This is a genomic window from Arthrobacter sp. UYCo732, from assembly GCF_040547265.1.
Lineage (GTDB): Bacteria > Actinomycetota > Actinomycetes > Actinomycetales > Micrococcaceae > Arthrobacter.
Genome location: NZ_JBEPPJ010000002.1, coordinates 421917 through 437605, shown reverse-complemented (window position 1 = coordinate 437605; position 15689 = coordinate 421917). Strand labels below are relative to the sequence as shown.

Genomic DNA, 15689 nt, shown 5'->3' with positions numbered 1-15689 from the left:
TGAGTCACCCTACCGGCGGTCGTTTTGCGGGCGATTGGGGGATCAAAAGTGGTGGAGCGGGCGCATTCCTGGAAAAGTGAGAGATGAGCTCTTTGAGCCTCGTGATAACCTGAGGAAAGATTTTCCGCTTTAGAGACGATGGTTATCACGGCTCCGACGAAGCGTTGAAAACATTACTCGTCACCGATGGGTCTGGTTGGGCCCCCGCGTAGGAGTCCAGTGTTTGTGTGAGTTTCGTGTCCGAGAATGGACACAGGAGGAAATTCACGAATCATGGCACGCAGACACACCCCCGAGCAGGTCATCGCCAAGGTCCGGCAGGGCCAGAAGATGCTCAACGACGGCCACTCGATGGTCGAGGTCATCAAGGAGCTCCAGGTCACCGAGGCGACCTGGTACCGGTGGCTGAACCAGTACGGGTCCGAGAAGAACGCCGAGGCGTCCAAACGGACCAAGGAGCTGGAGAAGGAGAACGCCCGGCTCAAGCGGCTGCTGGCGGAGAAGGAACTGGCCATCGACATCCTCAACGAGGTGGCCAAGGACGCTCCTATAGATTGTCAAGTGCTGAGAATCGCCCCGTAGTCCTTTTTCAGGGCTTTGAAGACTTCACGGACCAGGTAGCGCTTGAGGCATCTGATGATCTCCGGCTTGGACAGTCCGTCCCTGGTCCGTTTGGCGGCGTAGTCCCGGGTTTTTGGGTCGTAGCGCAGGCGGACGATTACGGCGATGTGCAGTGCGCTGTTGGCGGCCCTGTTGCCGCCGCGATGCAGGCGGAAGCGGTTCGTTTTGCCGCTGCTTGCGGGGATTGGTGCTGTTCCGGTGAGTCTGGCGAATGCTGACTCTGAGCGGAGCCTGTCGGGGTTGTCGCCGACGGCAGTGATGAGAGCCGCGACCGTGTCGGGGCCAAGAGCAAAGACCGCGCTGGTTTCCGGTGCGGCTGCGGCCGTGAGCCGGGCCAGTGTCGTGTGCAGAGCTTTGGCTTCGGCTCCCAGCGACTCGATGCGCCGGGCCACCGATTTGAGTGCTGTCTTGGTCAGGGCAACGACGTCCTCAGGTGCTGAAGTGCCGGTCCTGAATCCAGCGCAGGTATGGACGAGCTTGGCCGCGGGAAGACCTCTGAGTTGGGCGCGTAGGGATTCAGGTGCAGTGACCATCAGCGCCCGCAGTGAATTCATGGCCGCTGTCTTGGCTTTGATGGCACCGAGTCTGGCGACTCGGACTGCGCGGATGGCTTCGACCGGGCCGTCTCCGTATTTGGGTGCCGTGGAGGCGTTGCCTGCCAGCACGGTGTGCGCGGCGGTCCGCGCGTCCTGCGGGTCGGATTTTCCCGCCAGCCGGCGTGATCGTCTGTCCGGGCACGGGACTTCCTGCACGTTAATCCCGTGTGAACTGAGGTCCCGGGCCAGGCCCGCTCCGTAGGATCCCGTCCCCTCTATGCCCACACTTTGGATTGTGCCGAACCCGGACAGCCAGCGGCGCAGGGCGTCGTAGCCGGCTTGGGTGGCCTGGAACTCCTTGTCTCCCAGCTCCCTGCCGTTGAGATCGATGACGGCAGCGTGGTGGGTGGAGGAATGGGTATCGACTCCTCCGATAACATTCTTTGGTCTTGTCATGATCGGCGCCGTCCTTTGTGGAAGATCACCCGGGGGGCCCCATGGCGGCAGACACTCCAGTGATGGGAATCCTGGAAGTGGTTCATGCTCCTATCAGGTCATGCCGTTTGTCCCTCGGGTCATGTCGGATATTGTCGTGCCGGCTTGAACGCCCGGCATGTCGGCGAAGTCAGGCACCGGCAGGGTCAGGAAAATTCAGAGTCAGAGCGTTCTGGCCAACGAGTCAATATTGAGCCAAAGTGTGGGTCTCTCGACAGGTCCTTAGAAGGACACCTCCTCCTCCCTCATCGCGTGCTGCCGGGTGTTCAAGCCGGTAAGAACATCATCACTGGAAAATTTTGAGCCCCGAACCCCGCCGCCGTGCCGTGCGTATGGCGGTGGAGAAATTCGGGGCATCCGAACGCTTCGCCTGCAAGGTCCTCGGCCAGAACCGGTCCGCGTTCCGCAAGAAGAAACCCGACAGGAGCTTTGAGGAGATGCGGCTCCGTGCAGCCTTGCGCACCGTCGCCGGGCAGCACCCCGCTTGGGGCTGGCGGAAGGTGCGCTGGCACCTGCTGGCCCAGCCAGAGTGGGACGGCGTGGCGCTGAACAGGAAGCGGATCCGACGGCTCTGGCGCGACGAAGGACTCACCTGCAAGCCCAGGGCGAGGAAGAAGCGCCGCACGGGGCCCGGCGCCGGGGAACAGAAGCGCCTAACCGCCCAGTACCCGATGCACGTGGTCAGCTTCGACTTCCAGTCGGACGTGACCTCCTGCGGCCGGCACATCCGGTTCTTCAACGTCATCGACGAATACACCCGCACGGCGCTGGCCATCATCCCGCGCCGGTCGTTCAAGGCCTCCGACGTGGTCGCGGTGCTGGAGAACATCATCGCCGAAACCGGCACCGCCCCGACCTACGTCCGGTGTGACAACGGGCCGGAATTCACCGCCGCCACACTGATCGACTGGTGCAACACCGCCGGCGTGGATACCGCCTTCATCGACCCGGGATCACCCTGGCAGAACGGCTTCATCGAATCCTTCAACGCCCAATTCAGAAGGGAACAACTCTCCGGAGAAATCATGGACACCATGGCCGAAGCCAAGTATTTGGCCGAGGAATGGAAAGCTATCTACAATCATGAACGGCCCCACGGATCCCTGAACGGCATGACGCCGAAACGCTACTGGGAAACCTGGACGCAAGAAAACCAATTAGCTATCGCATAGGCGCTGGACTGCTAACGGGGGCCCAACCAGGTCGACGTCTCCGGAAAACTTCCTGCCCGGTGAGGCTCTTCCGCTTTTTTCTCGTTTTGAGCCTAGACAGCCAATCGCCACTGCGTCCTCCCAGCGGCGGCGAGGAGGAGAACCTCGAGGGGGCGGTGACGCCCACCAGCTGCTCCGCACACATGAGAGGCATGACCTCCCTTGGAATTGATCTCGCAGACCTTGGCTTCGCGCCCGTTCTTGATGCGCCCGAACAAACCCCGGCCGAACCCGTCGACGACGGACGCACCCTCGTTGTCGGCTCCACCCTGGCCAAGGCGCTGTACAGCGTCTGGTCCGGCTCCCCGATCACAATCGTCGACTCCCCTCCCGGCGCCGGAAAGACGACCCTGGTCGCCCAGGCCGTGGCGTACTTCCGTGAACGCTCCAACCTGAAGATTGTGGTCGCGTGCGCTACCCGCCGTGCCGCCTACGACATTGCCGAGCGGATCGCCGCCGAGCTGGGCCCGGACCGGGACGGCAACCCGCAGGTCGCCCTGTCGGTGAGCAACATGGAACCGCCCATCGGTGTTTCCCGAGGCGGTGCCGCCACCGGCGGCAGGAACATCCCGGTTGTCCGCACCATCGCCTCCTGCAAGACAACCAACCGGCCGACCTGCGACCTGATGATCATCGACGAGGCGTACCAGGCGACGTTCGCCGATGTTTCCAGCGCATCCGACGAGGCACAGCAGATCCTCATGGTCGGTGACCCCGGCCAGATCGGCCCGGTCGTGACCGCCGACGTATCGGCGTTCCGCGGCCGCGAAACGGCACCGCACATGCGGGCACCGGAAGTATTCGCCCGGATGGCCAACGCGGAAATCCATTCACTGGACACCACCTACCGGCTCGGCCAGGAAACCGTCGACGCCATCGCGCCCCTCTACGACTTCGCCTTCACGTCCTCCCGCCCTGACCGATACCTTACCGACGCGGACGGCGACCGGGTCTCCGAAATCGTGCCTTTCAAGGTGGCTGAGGCGCCGACCTTCGATCACCTGGACACACTGATCGAGGTCGCCAACTACGCTGCAGGTCTGATCGGCGTCGAGTTGGTCGAGTTCGACACTGATGACCAGCCGTTCACCCGCCAGCTTGTCGCCGCCGACATTGCCATCGTGGTCGCCCACAACGCTCAGGCATCCGGCATCACCGCGATCCTCCGCTCCCTCAAAGCCGATGGCATCTACGTCGGCACCGCTGACAAGATGCAGGGTGGACAGTGGCACGCCGTGGTCGCGATGGACCCTTTCATCGGCTACACCTCGGCAGGCTCCCACCAGCTCTCCCCCGGCCGCCTGTGCGTCATGGCTTCCAGGCACATGACATTCATGACATGGGTCTATTCGGATGGCTGGGAGGAAGCCTTGATGGACCCCGACATCGATCAGAACGAAGCCAAACTCGGTCGTCGCGTCCGCATCGCACTGACGGCCGGATGAGCACGGCCCAGCCCGTGAAGCACCTGTGGGAAGTCGAGCACCCGTACCGGTGCGAGTTCGGCAACTTCTACGAACGAGGCCTTCACTCCCACTACGATTCCTGGGCGGAGTTCTCCCGGCCGGTCGAATACGACAGGTCCGGTCCGCAGCTGAGGCAGACGGGCACTTTGCTCTACAGCGGCGACCCGGACCTGAACTGCCTCTACCGTTGGGACTGGCAGGCGCTGCACCTGACCGACCCGGGCCTGTTCCCGGAGACTTATCACCGGCTGTCCCTGTTCTTCATCATGCAGGGCAAGGCGTACAACCAGTCCGTCGAAATCGCCGTCGCCGAAGCGGACGAGCCGGCCATCCGGGCCTGGATCGCCGAACGGGCTGCGACGATGAGGTCCATATGGGATCCGTTCTTGCAGTAGCGCTGTGAAGCAGCGAAGACCCCGCCGTTCAGAACGGCGGGGTCTTCTACTGTCGGTTGGTGCTGCGTTTAGTGCCCGGTGGGTTGGTCGAAGCGCTGGCCTGCCGGGTTGGACGGGAGGATCATCATGACCAGGACGGCGATGCTGCCCAGGAAGGGGACCAGGTGCAGCAGGAGCAGCCAACCACTGAAGTTCCCGTCATGCAGGCGGCGGACCGACACGGCCAGGGACGGCACAATGGTTGCCAGTACCCAAACGAGAGCAAGGACGATGCCGAAGATGGCGATCGGGCCGTACGACGGAGCGGACGAGGATCCGCTCGTGCCGGCGCCGATAATGATGTTCAGGACGATGCCGATGATGCCGGACACCAGCGTCCACCACCAGTATTCACTGCGGCTGGCACGGCCAGAGAACGCCGTGTACTTTTTAAAGAAACGCTTCACAGCCACCGGCAGAGGTGCGCCGTAGTACGGTGCCCAGAGCGGCGGTTCACCACCCTGGAAGTTCTGCTGCGTCGCTGACGGTTGTGGGTATTGCGGATAGCTCATGGTTCCCCCAATGTTTTGGTGTGTTGATACGGACTTATCGTATGTCGACGCGACCGAAGACACGGTCTCGGTGGCGAAAATCCACCAAATACCTCAACCGAGAGCGGACACGCGAAAGGGCGGCATCGAGCGATGCGACCCTTTCAGATAATCAGCTCCCGTCCGGCCGGACCATGCCGTCGTCGCCCCGGAACTCCGGTACGGCAGCGGCTGCCTGGGTCCGTTCAGCTTCCCGACGCTGGGCCCGGTGGGTTTCGAGTTGCCGGCGCCCAGCGGCGACAATGCCCCGGGATACAACAGCAGGGTTCCACGCTTCGGCGGCGGCAAGCTTCCCCTCATCGGTTCCCGCGGTGCGGCGCTTGATCTGCCAGATGGCGGTCAGGCCGACGGCGGTCCAGAGCAGCAGTTCCAGGATTCCGGGGAGGAAGGAAAGCCAGTCGACCAGGAAGGAGACCAGCACGATGCCGGCGACCGCGGCCAGCCCGACGAGCAGGAGCTTGGTGTCGAACGTTCCGCTGCCCTGGCCGGTCACCGCTGTGCGGTATGCGGCGGCAGGTGCTCCATCCGCTGCTGCGGGGTATCCGGATCCCGCGTACGGCGAAGGGTCACCGGCTTCAGTGGCGCCGGGGGCGTAGTCCGGCTGCGCAGGGGCGGCGAAGGTGCTGTACTGGTTCGGGTATCCGCCGGCGGCCGCGGCCAACCGCCGCTTGCGCAGCAGGATGGCGGCGACCAGGGCGATGCCCGCGAGGATCATCAGGATGACCATGATGATGGTCATGGTGTTGGCGTAGCTGGTGCAGCGGCCGCCGGAGAAGAAGTTGACCATGGACTGGCCTGTGGTCGTTCCCCCGGTCATGCTGACAATCGCTGACGGGCACAGCGAGTAGCCCGATTCGCTGTACGGGATGAGCCCGACGATGAGCCCCGCAGCGAAAAGTCCTCCGGCTGCGACGAAGCTGGAAATTCTGCCGATGAGCCGGCCGGTCTGCTGTGCCATGTTTCCCCCAATGATGCCGCCCCCATTGGGCGTCGAGGAACATCGTATCGGCGTTTATCCAGCAAAGGGAGAAAGTAACCCCAGTTCAAACGCTAATGACACAAGAAAGGGGCAACACCGAAGTGCCGCCCCTTTTTGTGTGTGAACTATTTGACGAGGGTCAGTACCGGGCGGCGGAACCGGATCATGGCGCCGGGCTGGAGCAGGAAGACTGTGGGGAGCGCCAGAAGGGTCAGCAGCGACAGGCCGTTGAAGGTCGGCTGGCTGACACCGATGGCAAGTGCGGCGGCGAGGATCAGGATTTGGAGTGCTTTGCGGGTTCTCATGCCTTGCATGTGTGCGGCGCTTCACACTCCGGTCACCGGTGCGGCAACCGGAAAATCATCCCATCAACTGGTACGGCGTATTTCGATCCGCTCCCCCGCGGTGGAAGCCAAGCGTGCCGTCCCCGCCACAGTGCACCCGGCGGTGAGTATCAGGGCTGCCAGCCAGAGGATCAGCAGCGGAAGGTCGTGGACAGCCATCTGAGGCAATCTGCGTCCGGGAACGGCGATGACGCCGATGAAGGCGCCGAGGACGCCGAAATAGCTACCCATCATGAACGCCTTATGGGACGGGATGCTGCCTCGTATCGCTGCCACCAGCCCCATCGTCACGGTGAGAAGGGTCAGCACCGACAGGGCATGCAGCCAGGAGAATCCGCCGTTGAGGGTTCGCACCCAGAACGAGGTGATCGCCACGATGTAGATCGCGGCCACCCAGATCCGGCCGATCACCCGGTGCAGTGGTCCGCCCTTCTTCCGCAACAGCTGGAAGGCGCCGAAAAGCAACGTGTACCCGGCAGCCACCGCGTGAACGGCGATCAGAGCCTCGTTCGCCACCGTCGACCTAGCTGTAGTCGTGGCGGAGGACGGCACGCAGCTGGGCGTTGCGGGTACTGACCCGGCTCGTCTTCCCTACCTTGTGGTGCCGGTTGTTCTGGTTCGCATGGACACCCCCGGCTCCGGCACCGGCGAGCTGAACACGGGGACGGTTCGGCTCGGTGACGTGCGTGTAGCCGTGACGGGAGTTCTTCAATTCGGGCATGGTATTCCCTCTCAGGATCATGGGAAGACGTTCGCTTCCACACTACTGATGTGTACGGCAGATCCTCCTGCCGTCGCCGGACCCTTAAGCCGCTGAGCGTTCGGCAATCCTGCGGGCGAGCTCGGAGTCCGCTGCCCCAATTCGTTCGGTGACTTCGCGGGCCCAGGCATCAGTTTCGAAGTCGAAGAGGGATCCGCCGGCGTCGCGGACGGCGATGGCCAAGTCCCCGTAGCGTGCGCCAAGGATTTCCCGGCGGCCGGTGATGGCCTGCAAGCCGGCGCGGAAGGTGGCGACATCGTGGGCAAGCTGGCCCGTCAGGGCGCTGCGGTCAACGTTCCGGACGAAGGTGCGCACCAGGTCGGATCCGAGCGCAAAGTTGTCTTTGGCGTACGCGAGGCGGTCCAGTGAGATGGCGAAGCGTGCTTCTGGGTCTGTTCTGAGGGCTTCGACGATGGCGGGCAGGGATTCGGTAGCAGTGGCGGTCATGGTTTCCATGTGTGCGGCGCCGGCACGGCATCTCCCCTCCCGGTGAGGGTGGGGCCCTGCTCCCTACACATAGGGGACATGACAGCCTCAAAATTTCTCAAGACGAGAGTCCCCCGGCCAGCGATTGCTTCCGTCTTGGCGTTGCTGGCACTGGGGCTGGCGGGCTGCGACAACGAACACCGGCTTCCTGCAGGAGATCCTTCCGAGTACCTGACACAGGGCTGGCTCAAGACCGACAGGGGCTACGCCTGGTGCCTGTTCTCCTCGGTGCACGGCGGCTCCAGCGTCAACTGCGACTGGTCTACCCTTACCAACGAGGAGCCCGGAAAGTATACGGACATCACCAAGTGACGGCACTTCTCCGGCCAGTCCTTTTCCTCGACGTCGACGGCCCAATTGTCACCATTGTCGACCCCGCCAACGACTACTCTGACCCGCGCGTTGCTTGGACCAGGAACGACAGCACGGGCGTCCGGTACAACCTCGAGGTTGTCGGCTGGATCCACGAACTTGCCGGGCTGGCCGAAATACGCTGGCTCACCGCGTGGGAGAAGTCCGCAGCAGCGGAGCTGGCGCCCGCGTTGGGGCTTCCCGAATTCGAGGTGATCCCGTTCGAGGAGCACAGGTTCAAGGAGTTGGACTGGAAGCACTCAGCGGTCCTGGCCCAGCTCATCGACGAACCCACCAGGCCAGTAGCGTGGCTCGATGACGAGCCGGAGTACCGTGACGCCTACGATCAGCTGGTCCCGCACGCACTCGCGAACAAAGTACCGTTCTTCATCGTCCGTCCCACCCTCTCGGACGGCCTCACCGAGGCTCACATGATCCGCCTGAGAACCTTTCTCGGCAGGGGCAGCTGAAAGTTCCGACGCTTCCGGGGAGCCTGGCTGCATCTTCCGTACACATAGCGGCTATGAAAACCGCAACGTATGAGCGCCCTGTAAAGGCCACCATGATTGTCCGTCTCGAAAACGGGGAGGAATTCGAAGCGACCCCGGACGACTACTTGAAGTTCGGCTACGCCAACAGGGACACGGTCCTTGCTGATTGGCGGGCTTTCGTCGAGGACGCCACCGGGGTCGACCTGCTCACCGAAGGCTCCGAGCTGAACCCGCTCTGGGTGGCACTCCACCAGGCTCTGAACAACGCCGCTGCCCTGGCCGATGGCTCGCTGGCATCAACTCAGTCAGAAATCATCGCGCTAGCGGGGGATGCCCGCGCATACCGCACCGCGGCTAAGGACTTCTAAGCCCCGCATCAGCTCACGGCATGAACTTATGAGGGGGCGACGGTGAGGTCGGTGACCTTGTCCGTTTCGGCATTTTTACGCAGGACGTCGATGCCTCGGAGGACGCTGGTCTTGGTTTTGTAATTCTGGGACGTTGCGACGATGTCCCCGTTGGACGCCTTCAGGCGGAAGCGGAAGCCGCCCTCGTCGTCAGCGAAAACCTCATATTTGCCAGCCATTGCTTGTCCCCTTCGTCGACCCCGGCCCGACGGCCGCTACGCCACAGACTATCCGCTGGCTCCGGCAGTGTGTGTCTTTACCGCGACGCGGGGCACCCCTCGCCTATGGTCTTGCTATGTGTTTGGGGACTGACGGTGAACTGGAAGGGCAGATCTCGATTGACGAGCTGCTCATCGCGATGGGAGAACAACCTGTCGAGCCTCTGGTCCTGACGACGGCCCCGGCCGATGCATCAACCCTTTTTGATGGTCCGCAGGCGCCGCCGGGGCGCTAACCCGGTGACCCGGACCCCATGGTCCGCACACATGGCAGGAGTATCTGTTCCTTAGCAGGAAGCCCCCATGCTTTCCATCATCCCCTTCCGCTACCTGGCCCTGTTCACAGGGGTCGTCGTCGCCATCCTCCTCGTCCTGGCCTTCAACGTCGGGCGGGCCACGGCAACACCGGCCCCTCCTTCCGAGGTCAGCGCCGATGCAGGGTTCGCCCGCGACATGCAGACGCACCACACGCAGGCGGTGGAAATGTCCATGCTGATCCTGGAACGGTCAACAGACCCTGACATCCGTTCCCTGGCGTACGACCTGGCCCTGACCCAACAGCAGCAGAACGGACAGATGTTCGCCTGGCTGCGGGGATGGGGCCTGCAGCAGACGTCTTCCGGTGATTCCATGGCGTGGATGCACGCCAGCGGCCACGACACGCACGACGTCGCGAACACCCAGCAGAAAACCACCGAACCCATGCCGGGCCTGGCCTCGGCCGACGACATGGACCGGCTCCGCAAAGCCACCGGGCAGGACGCCGACACGATCTTCCTGACCCTGATGATCAGTCACCACCAGGGCGGTATTGCCATGGCCGAGGCCGCTCAGCAGCGGGCCACGACCGAAACCGTCCGGACCTTCACCACGAAGATGATTGCCGCGCAGACTGCGGAAATCACCGCCATGCAGAAGATGCTCGCCGGATAGACCATCCCCTCCCATGCCGCCGCCCGGCGGCAAACGAAAGGCACCATGACATCCACACCACGCTCCAGCCGGACATTCCGGGCCCTGGGGACAGGCATTGCCCTGCTCGCCCTTGCCGGGACCGTTTCCTGCGGCACCCCTGCGCCGGCCAGCACGCCACCGGTCCCCGCAGCCCCGCAGGCTTCCGCCGCCCAGATCGAGGGAGTGAAGTTCTACAGCAACCTGACCAGCGAGCATGTCACCACCCCAGTCACCTACGACCAGTCCCCCGGTGTCGGCGGCAATCACAGCGCCCGATGGACCAGCTGCGGCATCTACACAACCCCGGTCCAGGAAATGCAGGCCGTTCACTCCATGGAACACGGAGCCGTCTGGCTGACGTACCGCCCGGACCTGCCCGCGGACCAGATCAAAACCCTGGCCGGCCTGGTCGGAAAAAACCCGTACATCCTGCTCAGCCCCTACCCGGACCAGGCAAGCCCGATCACCGCCACGGCCTGGGGTGTCCAGCTGACCCTCGACAGCGCCTCCGACACCCGGCTGCCGGCCTTCCTGCACACCTATGTCCAGGGTGAGCAGACCCCCGAGCCCGGGGCTCCGTGCACCGGCGGGGTCATGAACTAGCCTCGGCGAATCCACGAGCGCCACCGTCCACCCGGGCGGGGGCGCTTTTCGCACTTCGGGCGCCGGCGCGAAGACCGGCACGAGCCACTCCGCACACATCACGACCATGAGCAACAACCCAGCCCCCGCACCCTTCGCCCTGAAACGTCCCTGCGGTAACTGCCCGTTCCGTAACGACCGGCAACCCTTCCTGAGCCGCGACCGCGCACAGGACATCGCCGACTCCCTTGAAGCCGACGCCTCCTTCCACTGCCACCAGACGCTCTCCTATGAATCCGAGGACGGCTCCGCGGAGCTCACGGCAACGTCCAAGCATTGCGCAGGGGCGATGATCACGATGGAGCGTGAAGGTAAGGCCAACCAGATGATGCGGATCGGAGGACGGATGGGGCTGTACAACCGTGACGAACTGGATATGGACGCTTCTGTCTTCCCGACCCTGGCGGATTGGGTGGAAGCGCACGGCTGAGACGCCGCTCTCCTAAGTGGCGGGACGTAACGCGCCCCCTTCTCCTATCCTGCGCCTGTATGGTGGTCAGAACTACGCCAATCCACGGGGGCATGGGTGGAGCCTCCGGAGAACTACCAGGGGGAACCCGCCATGATGTCTGCCGCCGAAGCGCCGGTTTCGCCGGTCTTCGGCTTACCGAGAGTTCCCCGGACGGTCGTCTCCCGTCCACGCCTCACTGAACTGATCGCCGGCCTCGTGCAGGATCATGACCTTGTCATCGTGCGCGCGCCGTCCGGCGCCGGCAAGACCGTGGCCCTGGCCGACTGGGCCTCTTCCGGCGCAACGCCCGGTTACATCTCCTGGGTCTCCTTGGACGAGAGGTACACCGACCGGATTACTTTCTGGCGCGAGTTGATCATAGGGACGTCCCAGCGGGTCGATGAGCAGGTCCGCCAGCTCATCGTCGAATGCGCTGACGCGATCATGGCCGGAGCTGACATTCGGACCGTGCTGCGCCGCTTCGTGCCCTACATTCCCGAAACCACTGTCGTCGTGGACAGGGTTGACCTGGTGAAGGACCGGGATCTTTTCGAGGACATGGTCTGGATGCTGCATGCCTGCCCTTAGATTAAAGCTGTGGCGGCCGCACGGGGCAGGTCGTTCCTGGAATCGTCTTCGGTGGCTTCTAAGCTCGATACTGTGCTCGTCGGCAATGAGCCTCTCCAGCTGAGCATTGAAGAGACGGCCGATTTGCTTTCCCTCCGAGGCATCTCGATGGATCCTGCCGAGCTGCACGCCGCAACCGCCGGCCATCCGCTGCTGACCCGAGCCACAATGACGGTCTATGGTCAGGCCGGGACGGGGAGTATCTGCGCGTCCGTCAACACCGCGGTTGAGGACTTCCTGCAGATGTCCTTGGCGCAGTCCACACTGGGGCATGCCGTCAAGGATTTTATGATCCGAACCTCCATCCCCGAATCCTTCACCCTTGAGCTGGCCGCACAGATGAGCGGCGCCAACAACGTCACGGCAATCCTGGATGACCTGGAGGATAAGGGTCTCGGCATGTGGTTTGACATCGCCGGCCACCGCCGATTTGAGTACACCACAGTGGTCAGGACCCTGCTGCTGCGGTCAGTAAAGTCCATTGACCCGAGGGTTACTGACCGGCTGACTCGAATCGTGATCGAGCACGACCTTGCCGTCGGCAATACGATCAACGCACTGCGGCAGGCAGTTACCCTGGGCGACCTGAACCTTGCCTCGCAGATTGCCTGCGACCACCACATCACCCTCCTTGTCTCCCAGACCCAGGCGGTGCGAATCATCTTGGAGACGCTGCCGATTTCACGGCTTCGTAAGTACCCCGTGCTGGTCATGGCGTTGGCCCTCGGCCACAGCGCACTGCCCTCAGGCCGGGTGAAGTCATTGGAGTACTTCGGCCTGGCAATTGTCTTCGCCGGCATGTACAGGTCCTCGATGGATCCCGGTCAACGCATCTGGATGCTCACACTGGAGAGTACGGCGATGCGCTTCATCGGCAAGCTTGACGGCGCCCTGAAATTCGCGAACCGTGCCGTCCAAAGCTTCGAAGAGAGCCCCTGGGATCTGCAGGAGCGACTGGCGGCACTGGAGCCGACACTCTACGACCAGGCCGCCATCGCCCACATCCATGCCCACCAGTTCGAACGGGCAGAAGAGCTCCTGTTGAAGGCGCTGGATGCCAGCCGGCGGGCCGGCTCCGGACCATCGGCGCTCCTGACGAGGGGGCTGCTTGCCTTCACCCTGGGATTGGCGGGTAAGTCCATTGAGGCCAGAGTGCATCTCAAGGTGCTCGAGAGTACCCGGTGGCCGCCAGGGATGCTGGACGGCTACTGGGCGACAACGTTCCGGCTGGCGCAGGTCCGTGAAGCCTTGGACCGCCAGAGCTTCGAGGAAGCCTCTGCCTACCTGGACCTCATCAATGACGAGATGCAGGTCTCGGAATTCTGGCCCTCCATCGTCACGTTCAGATCCATGCTCGACCTACACCTCAAGGGGCAGGTACTTGGCCCGGCAACGCTGGAAGCCAAAATCCGCCAGGCCAACCGGTGGCCGCTGAATCCCGCAGGGCAGATCGATTTGGACTGCCTGCGCGCCAACTCCTACCTGGCCGCCGGACAGTCCCTGAAGGCTGCGGCTGCCCTTACGAAGCACTCCCGGAACGAACCCCGGGTGCAGCTGACCCGGGCCCGGATCGCGCTGTACTCGGATGACCCGACCAGGACTTTGCTGTTGACCGGCAAAATGGATGGTGTCGGTCCTCGCGTCGAAGTGCACCGGCTGCTGCTGCGCGCCGCCGCCATGGAACGGCTCAACGACCCTGCCGGGGCACGTGACAACGCCCAGGCCGCAGCTTCCTTCATGAAGGAGTACGGGCTGACTATGACGGCCGCGCTCCTGCCAGGGAACGACATTGCTGTGGTGGCCGGCCACGTCCACACGACCGAGCCCGGCATCCTGGCACCGGTGTCGCTGATACCGGCGAGAGCCCAGACGGCGTCCCTGTCCCCCCGGGAGCTGGTGGTCCTGAACTCGTTCGCCACGCACGGGGCCGCGAACGATGTGGCCGTCGCGCTGAACGTTTCCGTCAACACCGTCAAATCCCAGCGGCGGTCGATCCTGAAGAAACTGGGGGCCCACTCTTTGGAGGAGGCCCTGGCCGTGGCCCGCCGCCAGCGAATCCTGGAGGACTAGGCCGCCAGCCGTTTCCGAGCCGCGCCGAGCGGGCCCGGGCTGGTTTCCACACCGTGCGCGCGGCAGGCGGAGCATGCGGCGGCGTAAGCGGTCTCGATGGCCTTAGCGGGAGCCATCGGTGAGGCCGTCACCGGTCTTGCCCCGGCCGGTGGATTCCACATTGATACCGCGGATGCTCAGCAGCTCCTGGGGTTCGATCCAGTAGGTTGCCGGGTTCTTGGAGAGCATCGCCGGCAGATGCTGCCGGGTGTGATGGCCGCACAGAATGATGTCCATTTCGGCGCCTTCACCGCCGTCGGCGTCGGCAATCCTGAACGTGAAAATCGACTGGGCAGCCTGAGGGCAGCGGTCGCAGATGTCCAGCCGGTGAAGGGTGCGCTCTTCGGACTGGGTTTTCAGGTGTTCGTTCAGCTCAACGGCCAGCTTGCTCAGCGGCTTCGTCAACGTATCAGTAGTCATGAAGCCCATGTGTACGGCAGCGCTGCCGGCTCTCACCCGGCCGCGTGCCTCAACCGGGTAGCCTCGACCGCCCAGTTGGTGCCGAAGGCGGCGATGACGGCCACCCCGGTCAGTCCGGCAGTAAACGGTGTCACCACGGCCCCGACCACGAGCAACGCCGTCACGACGGAAAGCCAGGACACGGCCGTCCCGGCCTGGGATGCAAGCCCGTTGACGACGGCTCCGACCAGGTACCGCAGCAGCAGCCAGAGCCCGAAAAGGGCGACGCCGAGGCCGACGACGTAGGCGTCCATGTTCGCGTTGGTGGCGCGTTCGATGGCGTCCACAATCGGGTCAGGCTGTGGGTCCAGGCCGGTCCAGAGCCGGATACAGAACATGGCAAAAGTGAAGAAGGTGACGGCGTTGATTCCGGACCGGAGATCGGGTGCCGGCGGCAATGACGTGCTCATGCGGTGGTTGCCTCTTTCGTTCGATCCGGTTCGTTCCCGCGCCGGAGCAGGTTGGTGATGGCGTCGATGGCTGTCTGGCTGTCGCACCCCTTGGCGCCCCAGCGGTCAGGGTGATCGTAGTTTTCGCTGCCGGCGCGGATCGCGGCGACAGCGGCGGCCAGGGTGTGGGAGACGACCTCGTCGGCGACGTGCTGGGCGTGCCGGACGGCCCAGTAGGCGAAGGAGTCCTCCGGGTAGGTCAGTCCGCAAATGCAGCCGGGCACCCCGGCGGTGATCTTGTCCTGGTGGCCGAGCACAACGTCGCAGCTGGTTGCTCTCAGCGGCAATGGTTCGGCGGCCGTGGCCGGTGGCTCTTGAACCGCTGCCGCACCTCGCAAGGAGGCAAGGTGCGCCGTGAATCCGCCGCGGCTCATCGCAGGGTCCTGACGGTGACCTGGTAGCCGAGCCTGGTGAAGGCCGAGATCGCGGCTTCGATGTCCTGCTGGTCCAGGACATTGACTGCGGATTCGAAGTCTCCGGGGTCCACGCATTGCTCCGGCGACCCGGGCCTGGGCCCGCCGTGAAGCAACCGGAGAACCCGCCCCTTGAAGCTGACTTCGGCGCTCTTGGGCGGCGGCGGCCAGGCGAGCTCGACGATGCGTTGTTTCTGGATCAGGTAGTAGCTGTGATTCTGTCCGGGGGTCATAC

General features: G+C 63.7%; 22 protein-coding genes and 2 pseudogenes. 12 read left to right on the top strand and 12 right to left on the bottom strand.

Annotated features, from left to right (window positions below; genetic code table 11):
• Nucleotides 1–273: 273 nt before the first annotated feature.
• A pseudogene (locus ABIB45_RS06040) lies at nucleotides 274–540 on the top strand (transposase); the annotation flags it as partial.
• 17 nt (nucleotides 541–557) lie between these two features.
• Here the strand turns inward: ABIB45_RS06040 and ABIB45_RS06035 are convergent.
• A complete protein-coding gene (locus tag ABIB45_RS06035; RefSeq protein WP_354215005.1) occupies nucleotides 558–1613 on the bottom strand; it encodes an IS110 family RNA-guided transposase in 1056 nt (351 codons plus the stop codon).
• A 332-nt stretch (nucleotides 1614–1945) separates the two neighbouring features.
• Between ABIB45_RS06035 and ABIB45_RS06030 the strand changes: the two are divergent.
• The 3 genes and pseudogenes from ABIB45_RS06030 to ABIB45_RS06020 all read left to right on the top strand — a co-directional run.
• Nucleotides 1946–2824 (top strand): annotated as a pseudogene (locus ABIB45_RS06030) (IS3 family transposase); the annotation flags it as partial.
• 191 nt (nucleotides 2825–3015) lie between these two features.
• A complete protein-coding gene (locus ABIB45_RS06025) occupies nucleotides 3016–4308 on the top strand; it encodes an AAA family ATPase (RefSeq protein ID WP_354215004.1) in 1293 nt (430 codons plus the stop codon).
• Nucleotides 4305–4724: a hypothetical protein gene (locus ABIB45_RS06020; RefSeq protein WP_354215003.1), complete on the top strand. Its 420-nt coding sequence runs from the start codon at nucleotides 4305–4307 to the stop codon at nucleotides 4722–4724. The genes ABIB45_RS06025 and ABIB45_RS06020 overlap by 4 nt, the downstream gene beginning before the upstream one ends.
• 68 nt (nucleotides 4725–4792) lie before the next feature.
• On the opposite strand, the gene ABIB45_RS06015 is transcribed toward ABIB45_RS06020, so the two are convergent.
• The 6 genes from ABIB45_RS06015 to ABIB45_RS05990 all read right to left on the bottom strand — a co-directional run bounded on the left by ABIB45_RS06015 (nucleotide 4793) and on the right by ABIB45_RS05990 (nucleotide 7844).
• Nucleotides 4793–5275, bottom strand: a complete 483-nt coding sequence (locus ABIB45_RS06015; RefSeq protein ID WP_354215002.1) for a DUF805 domain-containing protein — start codon at nucleotides 5273–5275, stop codon at nucleotides 4793–4795.
• 151 nt (nucleotides 5276–5426) lie between these two features.
• The gene (locus ABIB45_RS06010) at nucleotides 5427–6272 is read right to left on the bottom strand and encodes a hypothetical protein (RefSeq protein WP_354215001.1); all 846 of its coding nucleotides are present in this window, start codon (nucleotides 6270–6272) and stop codon (nucleotides 5427–5429) included.
• Nucleotides 6273–6418: 146 nt separating this feature from the next.
• On the bottom strand, nucleotides 6419–6598 hold the full coding sequence (locus tag ABIB45_RS06005) for a hypothetical protein (RefSeq protein ID WP_354215000.1): 180 nt from the start codon (nucleotides 6596–6598) through the stop codon (nucleotides 6419–6421).
• 63 nt (nucleotides 6599–6661) lie between these two features.
• On the bottom strand, nucleotides 6662–7153 hold the full coding sequence (locus ABIB45_RS06000; protein WP_354214999.1) for a DUF2306 domain-containing protein: 492 nt from the start codon (nucleotides 7151–7153) through the stop codon (nucleotides 6662–6664).
• Nucleotides 7154–7160: 7 nt separating this feature from the next.
• Nucleotides 7161–7358, bottom strand: a complete 198-nt coding sequence (locus ABIB45_RS05995; protein ID WP_354214998.1) for a hypothetical protein — start codon at nucleotides 7356–7358, stop codon at nucleotides 7161–7163.
• 84 nt (nucleotides 7359–7442) lie between these two features.
• Nucleotides 7443–7844, bottom strand: coding sequence for a hypothetical protein (locus ABIB45_RS05990; RefSeq protein ID WP_354214997.1), 402 nt, complete (start codon nucleotides 7842–7844; stop codon nucleotides 7443–7445).
• Between the two features lie 78 nt (nucleotides 7845–7922).
• Here ABIB45_RS05990 and ABIB45_RS05985 point away from each other — a divergent pair, with 78 nt between their 5' ends.
• The 3 genes from ABIB45_RS05985 to ABIB45_RS05975 are packed head-to-tail and all read left to right on the top strand — an operon-like array spanning nucleotide 7923 to nucleotide 9093.
• Nucleotides 7923–8195, top strand: a complete 273-nt coding sequence (locus ABIB45_RS05985) for a hypothetical protein (protein ID WP_354214996.1) — start codon at nucleotides 7923–7925, stop codon at nucleotides 8193–8195.
• Nucleotides 8192–8704, top strand: a complete 513-nt coding sequence (locus tag ABIB45_RS05980) for a hypothetical protein (protein WP_354214995.1) — start codon at nucleotides 8192–8194, stop codon at nucleotides 8702–8704. The genes ABIB45_RS05985 and ABIB45_RS05980 overlap by 4 nt, the downstream gene beginning before the upstream one ends.
• Before the next feature lie 53 nt (nucleotides 8705–8757).
• Nucleotides 8758–9093, top strand: a complete 336-nt coding sequence (locus ABIB45_RS05975) for a hypothetical protein (RefSeq protein WP_354214994.1) — start codon at nucleotides 8758–8760, stop codon at nucleotides 9091–9093.
• A 26-nt stretch (nucleotides 9094–9119) separates the two neighbouring features.
• Here ABIB45_RS05975 and ABIB45_RS05970 read toward each other — a convergent pair whose 3' ends face one another.
• Nucleotides 9120–9311: a YegP family protein gene (locus ABIB45_RS05970; RefSeq protein WP_354214993.1), complete on the bottom strand. Its 192-nt coding sequence runs from the start codon at nucleotides 9309–9311 to the stop codon at nucleotides 9120–9122.
• 342 nt (nucleotides 9312–9653) lie between these two features.
• On the opposite strand from ABIB45_RS05970, the gene ABIB45_RS05965 reads away from it, so the two are divergent.
• The 5 genes from ABIB45_RS05965 to ABIB45_RS05945 all read left to right on the top strand — a co-directional run bounded on the left by ABIB45_RS05965 (nucleotide 9654) and on the right by ABIB45_RS05945 (nucleotide 14094).
• Nucleotides 9654–10283 carry a DUF305 domain-containing protein gene (locus ABIB45_RS05965; protein ID WP_354214992.1) on the top strand — a complete coding sequence of 210 codons (630 nt, stop codon included), beginning with the start codon at nucleotides 9654–9656 and terminating at the stop codon, nucleotides 10281–10283.
• A 45-nt stretch (nucleotides 10284–10328) separates the two neighbouring features.
• Complete coding sequence (locus ABIB45_RS05960) at nucleotides 10329–10907, top strand: thioredoxin-like domain-containing protein (protein ID WP_354214991.1); 579 nt, start codon at nucleotides 10329–10331, stop codon at nucleotides 10905–10907.
• A 106-nt stretch (nucleotides 10908–11013) separates the two neighbouring features.
• The gene (locus tag ABIB45_RS05955; protein ID WP_354214990.1) at nucleotides 11014–11376 is read left to right on the top strand and encodes a DUF6283 family protein; all 363 of its coding nucleotides are present in this window, start codon (nucleotides 11014–11016) and stop codon (nucleotides 11374–11376) included.
• A gap of 132 nt (nucleotides 11377–11508) precedes the next feature.
• Complete coding sequence (locus tag ABIB45_RS05950) at nucleotides 11509–11985, top strand: hypothetical protein (RefSeq protein ID WP_354214989.1); 477 nt, start codon at nucleotides 11509–11511, stop codon at nucleotides 11983–11985.
• 51 nt (nucleotides 11986–12036) lie between these two features.
• A complete protein-coding gene (locus ABIB45_RS05945; RefSeq protein WP_354214988.1) occupies nucleotides 12037–14094 on the top strand; it encodes a helix-turn-helix transcriptional regulator in 2058 nt (685 codons plus the stop codon).
• 102 nt (nucleotides 14095–14196) lie between these two features.
• Here ABIB45_RS05945 and ABIB45_RS05940 read toward each other — a convergent pair whose 3' ends face one another.
• The 4 genes from ABIB45_RS05940 to ABIB45_RS05925 are packed head-to-tail and all read right to left on the bottom strand — an operon-like array spanning nucleotide 14197 to nucleotide 15687.
• A complete protein-coding gene (locus tag ABIB45_RS05940) occupies nucleotides 14197–14553 on the bottom strand; it encodes a DUF7455 domain-containing protein (protein WP_354214987.1) in 357 nt (118 codons plus the stop codon).
• Between the two features lie 32 nt (nucleotides 14554–14585).
• Nucleotides 14586–15002: a hypothetical protein gene (locus tag ABIB45_RS05935; RefSeq protein WP_354214986.1), complete on the bottom strand. Its 417-nt coding sequence runs from the start codon at nucleotides 15000–15002 to the stop codon at nucleotides 14586–14588.
• Nucleotides 14999–15415: a hypothetical protein gene (locus tag ABIB45_RS05930; RefSeq protein WP_354214985.1), complete on the bottom strand. Its 417-nt coding sequence runs from the start codon at nucleotides 15413–15415 to the stop codon at nucleotides 14999–15001. Before ABIB45_RS05930 ends, ABIB45_RS05935 begins: the two co-directional genes overlap by 4 nt.
• Entirely contained in the window at nucleotides 15412–15687 is a 276-nt protein-coding gene (locus ABIB45_RS05925; protein ID WP_354214984.1) for a hypothetical protein, read from the bottom strand. The genes ABIB45_RS05930 and ABIB45_RS05925 overlap by 4 nt, the downstream gene beginning before the upstream one ends.
• Between the last annotated feature and the right edge of the window lie 2 nt (nucleotides 15688–15689).

What these genes read in the sequence shown, in the direction of transcription:
- ABIB45_RS06035 (WP_354215005.1), bottom strand. Translation starts at nt 1,613, where the DNA reads ATGACAAGACCAAAGAATGTTATCGGAGGAGTCGATACCCATTCCTCC.
- ABIB45_RS05990 (WP_354214997.1), bottom strand. Translation starts at nt 7,844, where the DNA reads ATGACCGCCACTGCTACCGAATCCCTGCCCGCCATCGTCGAAGCCCTC.
- ABIB45_RS05975 (WP_354214994.1), top strand. Translation starts at nt 8,758, where the DNA reads ATGAAAACCGCAACGTATGAGCGCCCTGTAAAGGCCACCATGATTGTC.
- ABIB45_RS05965 (WP_354214992.1), top strand. Translation starts at nt 9,654, where the DNA reads ATGCTTTCCATCATCCCCTTCCGCTACCTGGCCCTGTTCACAGGGGTC.
- ABIB45_RS05940 (WP_354214987.1), bottom strand. Translation starts at nt 14,553, where the DNA reads ATGACTACTGATACGTTGACGAAGCCGCTGAGCAAGCTGGCCGTTGAG.
- ABIB45_RS06010 (WP_354215001.1), bottom strand. Translation starts at nt 6,272, where the DNA reads ATGGCACAGCAGACCGGCCGGCTCATCGGCAGAATTTCCAGCTTCGTC.
- ABIB45_RS05995 (WP_354214998.1), bottom strand. Translation starts at nt 7,358, where the DNA reads ATGCCCGAATTGAAGAACTCCCGTCACGGCTACACGCACGTCACCGAG.
- ABIB45_RS06020 (WP_354215003.1), top strand. Translation starts at nt 4,305, where the DNA reads ATGAGCACGGCCCAGCCCGTGAAGCACCTGTGGGAAGTCGAGCACCCG.
- ABIB45_RS05960 (WP_354214991.1), top strand. Translation starts at nt 10,329, where the DNA reads ATGACATCCACACCACGCTCCAGCCGGACATTCCGGGCCCTGGGGACA.
- ABIB45_RS06015 (WP_354215002.1), bottom strand. Translation starts at nt 5,275, where the DNA reads ATGAGCTATCCGCAATACCCACAACCGTCAGCGACGCAGCAGAACTTC.
- ABIB45_RS05970 (WP_354214993.1), bottom strand. Translation starts at nt 9,311, where the DNA reads ATGGCTGGCAAATATGAGGTTTTCGCTGACGACGAGGGCGGCTTCCGC.
- ABIB45_RS05930 (WP_354214985.1), bottom strand. Translation starts at nt 15,415, where the DNA reads ATGAGCCGCGGCGGATTCACGGCGCACCTTGCCTCCTTGCGAGGTGCG.
- ABIB45_RS06025 (WP_354215004.1), top strand. Translation starts at nt 3,016, where the DNA reads ATGACCTCCCTTGGAATTGATCTCGCAGACCTTGGCTTCGCGCCCGTT.
- ABIB45_RS05935 (WP_354214986.1), bottom strand. Translation starts at nt 15,002, where the DNA reads ATGAGCACGTCATTGCCGCCGGCACCCGATCTCCGGTCCGGAATCAAC.
- ABIB45_RS05985 (WP_354214996.1), top strand. Translation starts at nt 7,923, where the DNA reads ATGACAGCCTCAAAATTTCTCAAGACGAGAGTCCCCCGGCCAGCGATT.
- ABIB45_RS05955 (WP_354214990.1), top strand. Translation starts at nt 11,014, where the DNA reads ATGAGCAACAACCCAGCCCCCGCACCCTTCGCCCTGAAACGTCCCTGC.
- ABIB45_RS05925 (WP_354214984.1), bottom strand. Translation starts at nt 15,687, where the DNA reads ATGACCCCCGGACAGAATCACAGCTACTACCTGATCCAGAAACAACGC.
- ABIB45_RS06005 (WP_354215000.1), bottom strand. Translation starts at nt 6,598, where the DNA reads ATGAGAACCCGCAAAGCACTCCAAATCCTGATCCTCGCCGCCGCACTT.
- ABIB45_RS05950 (WP_354214989.1), top strand. Translation starts at nt 11,509, where the DNA reads ATGATGTCTGCCGCCGAAGCGCCGGTTTCGCCGGTCTTCGGCTTACCG.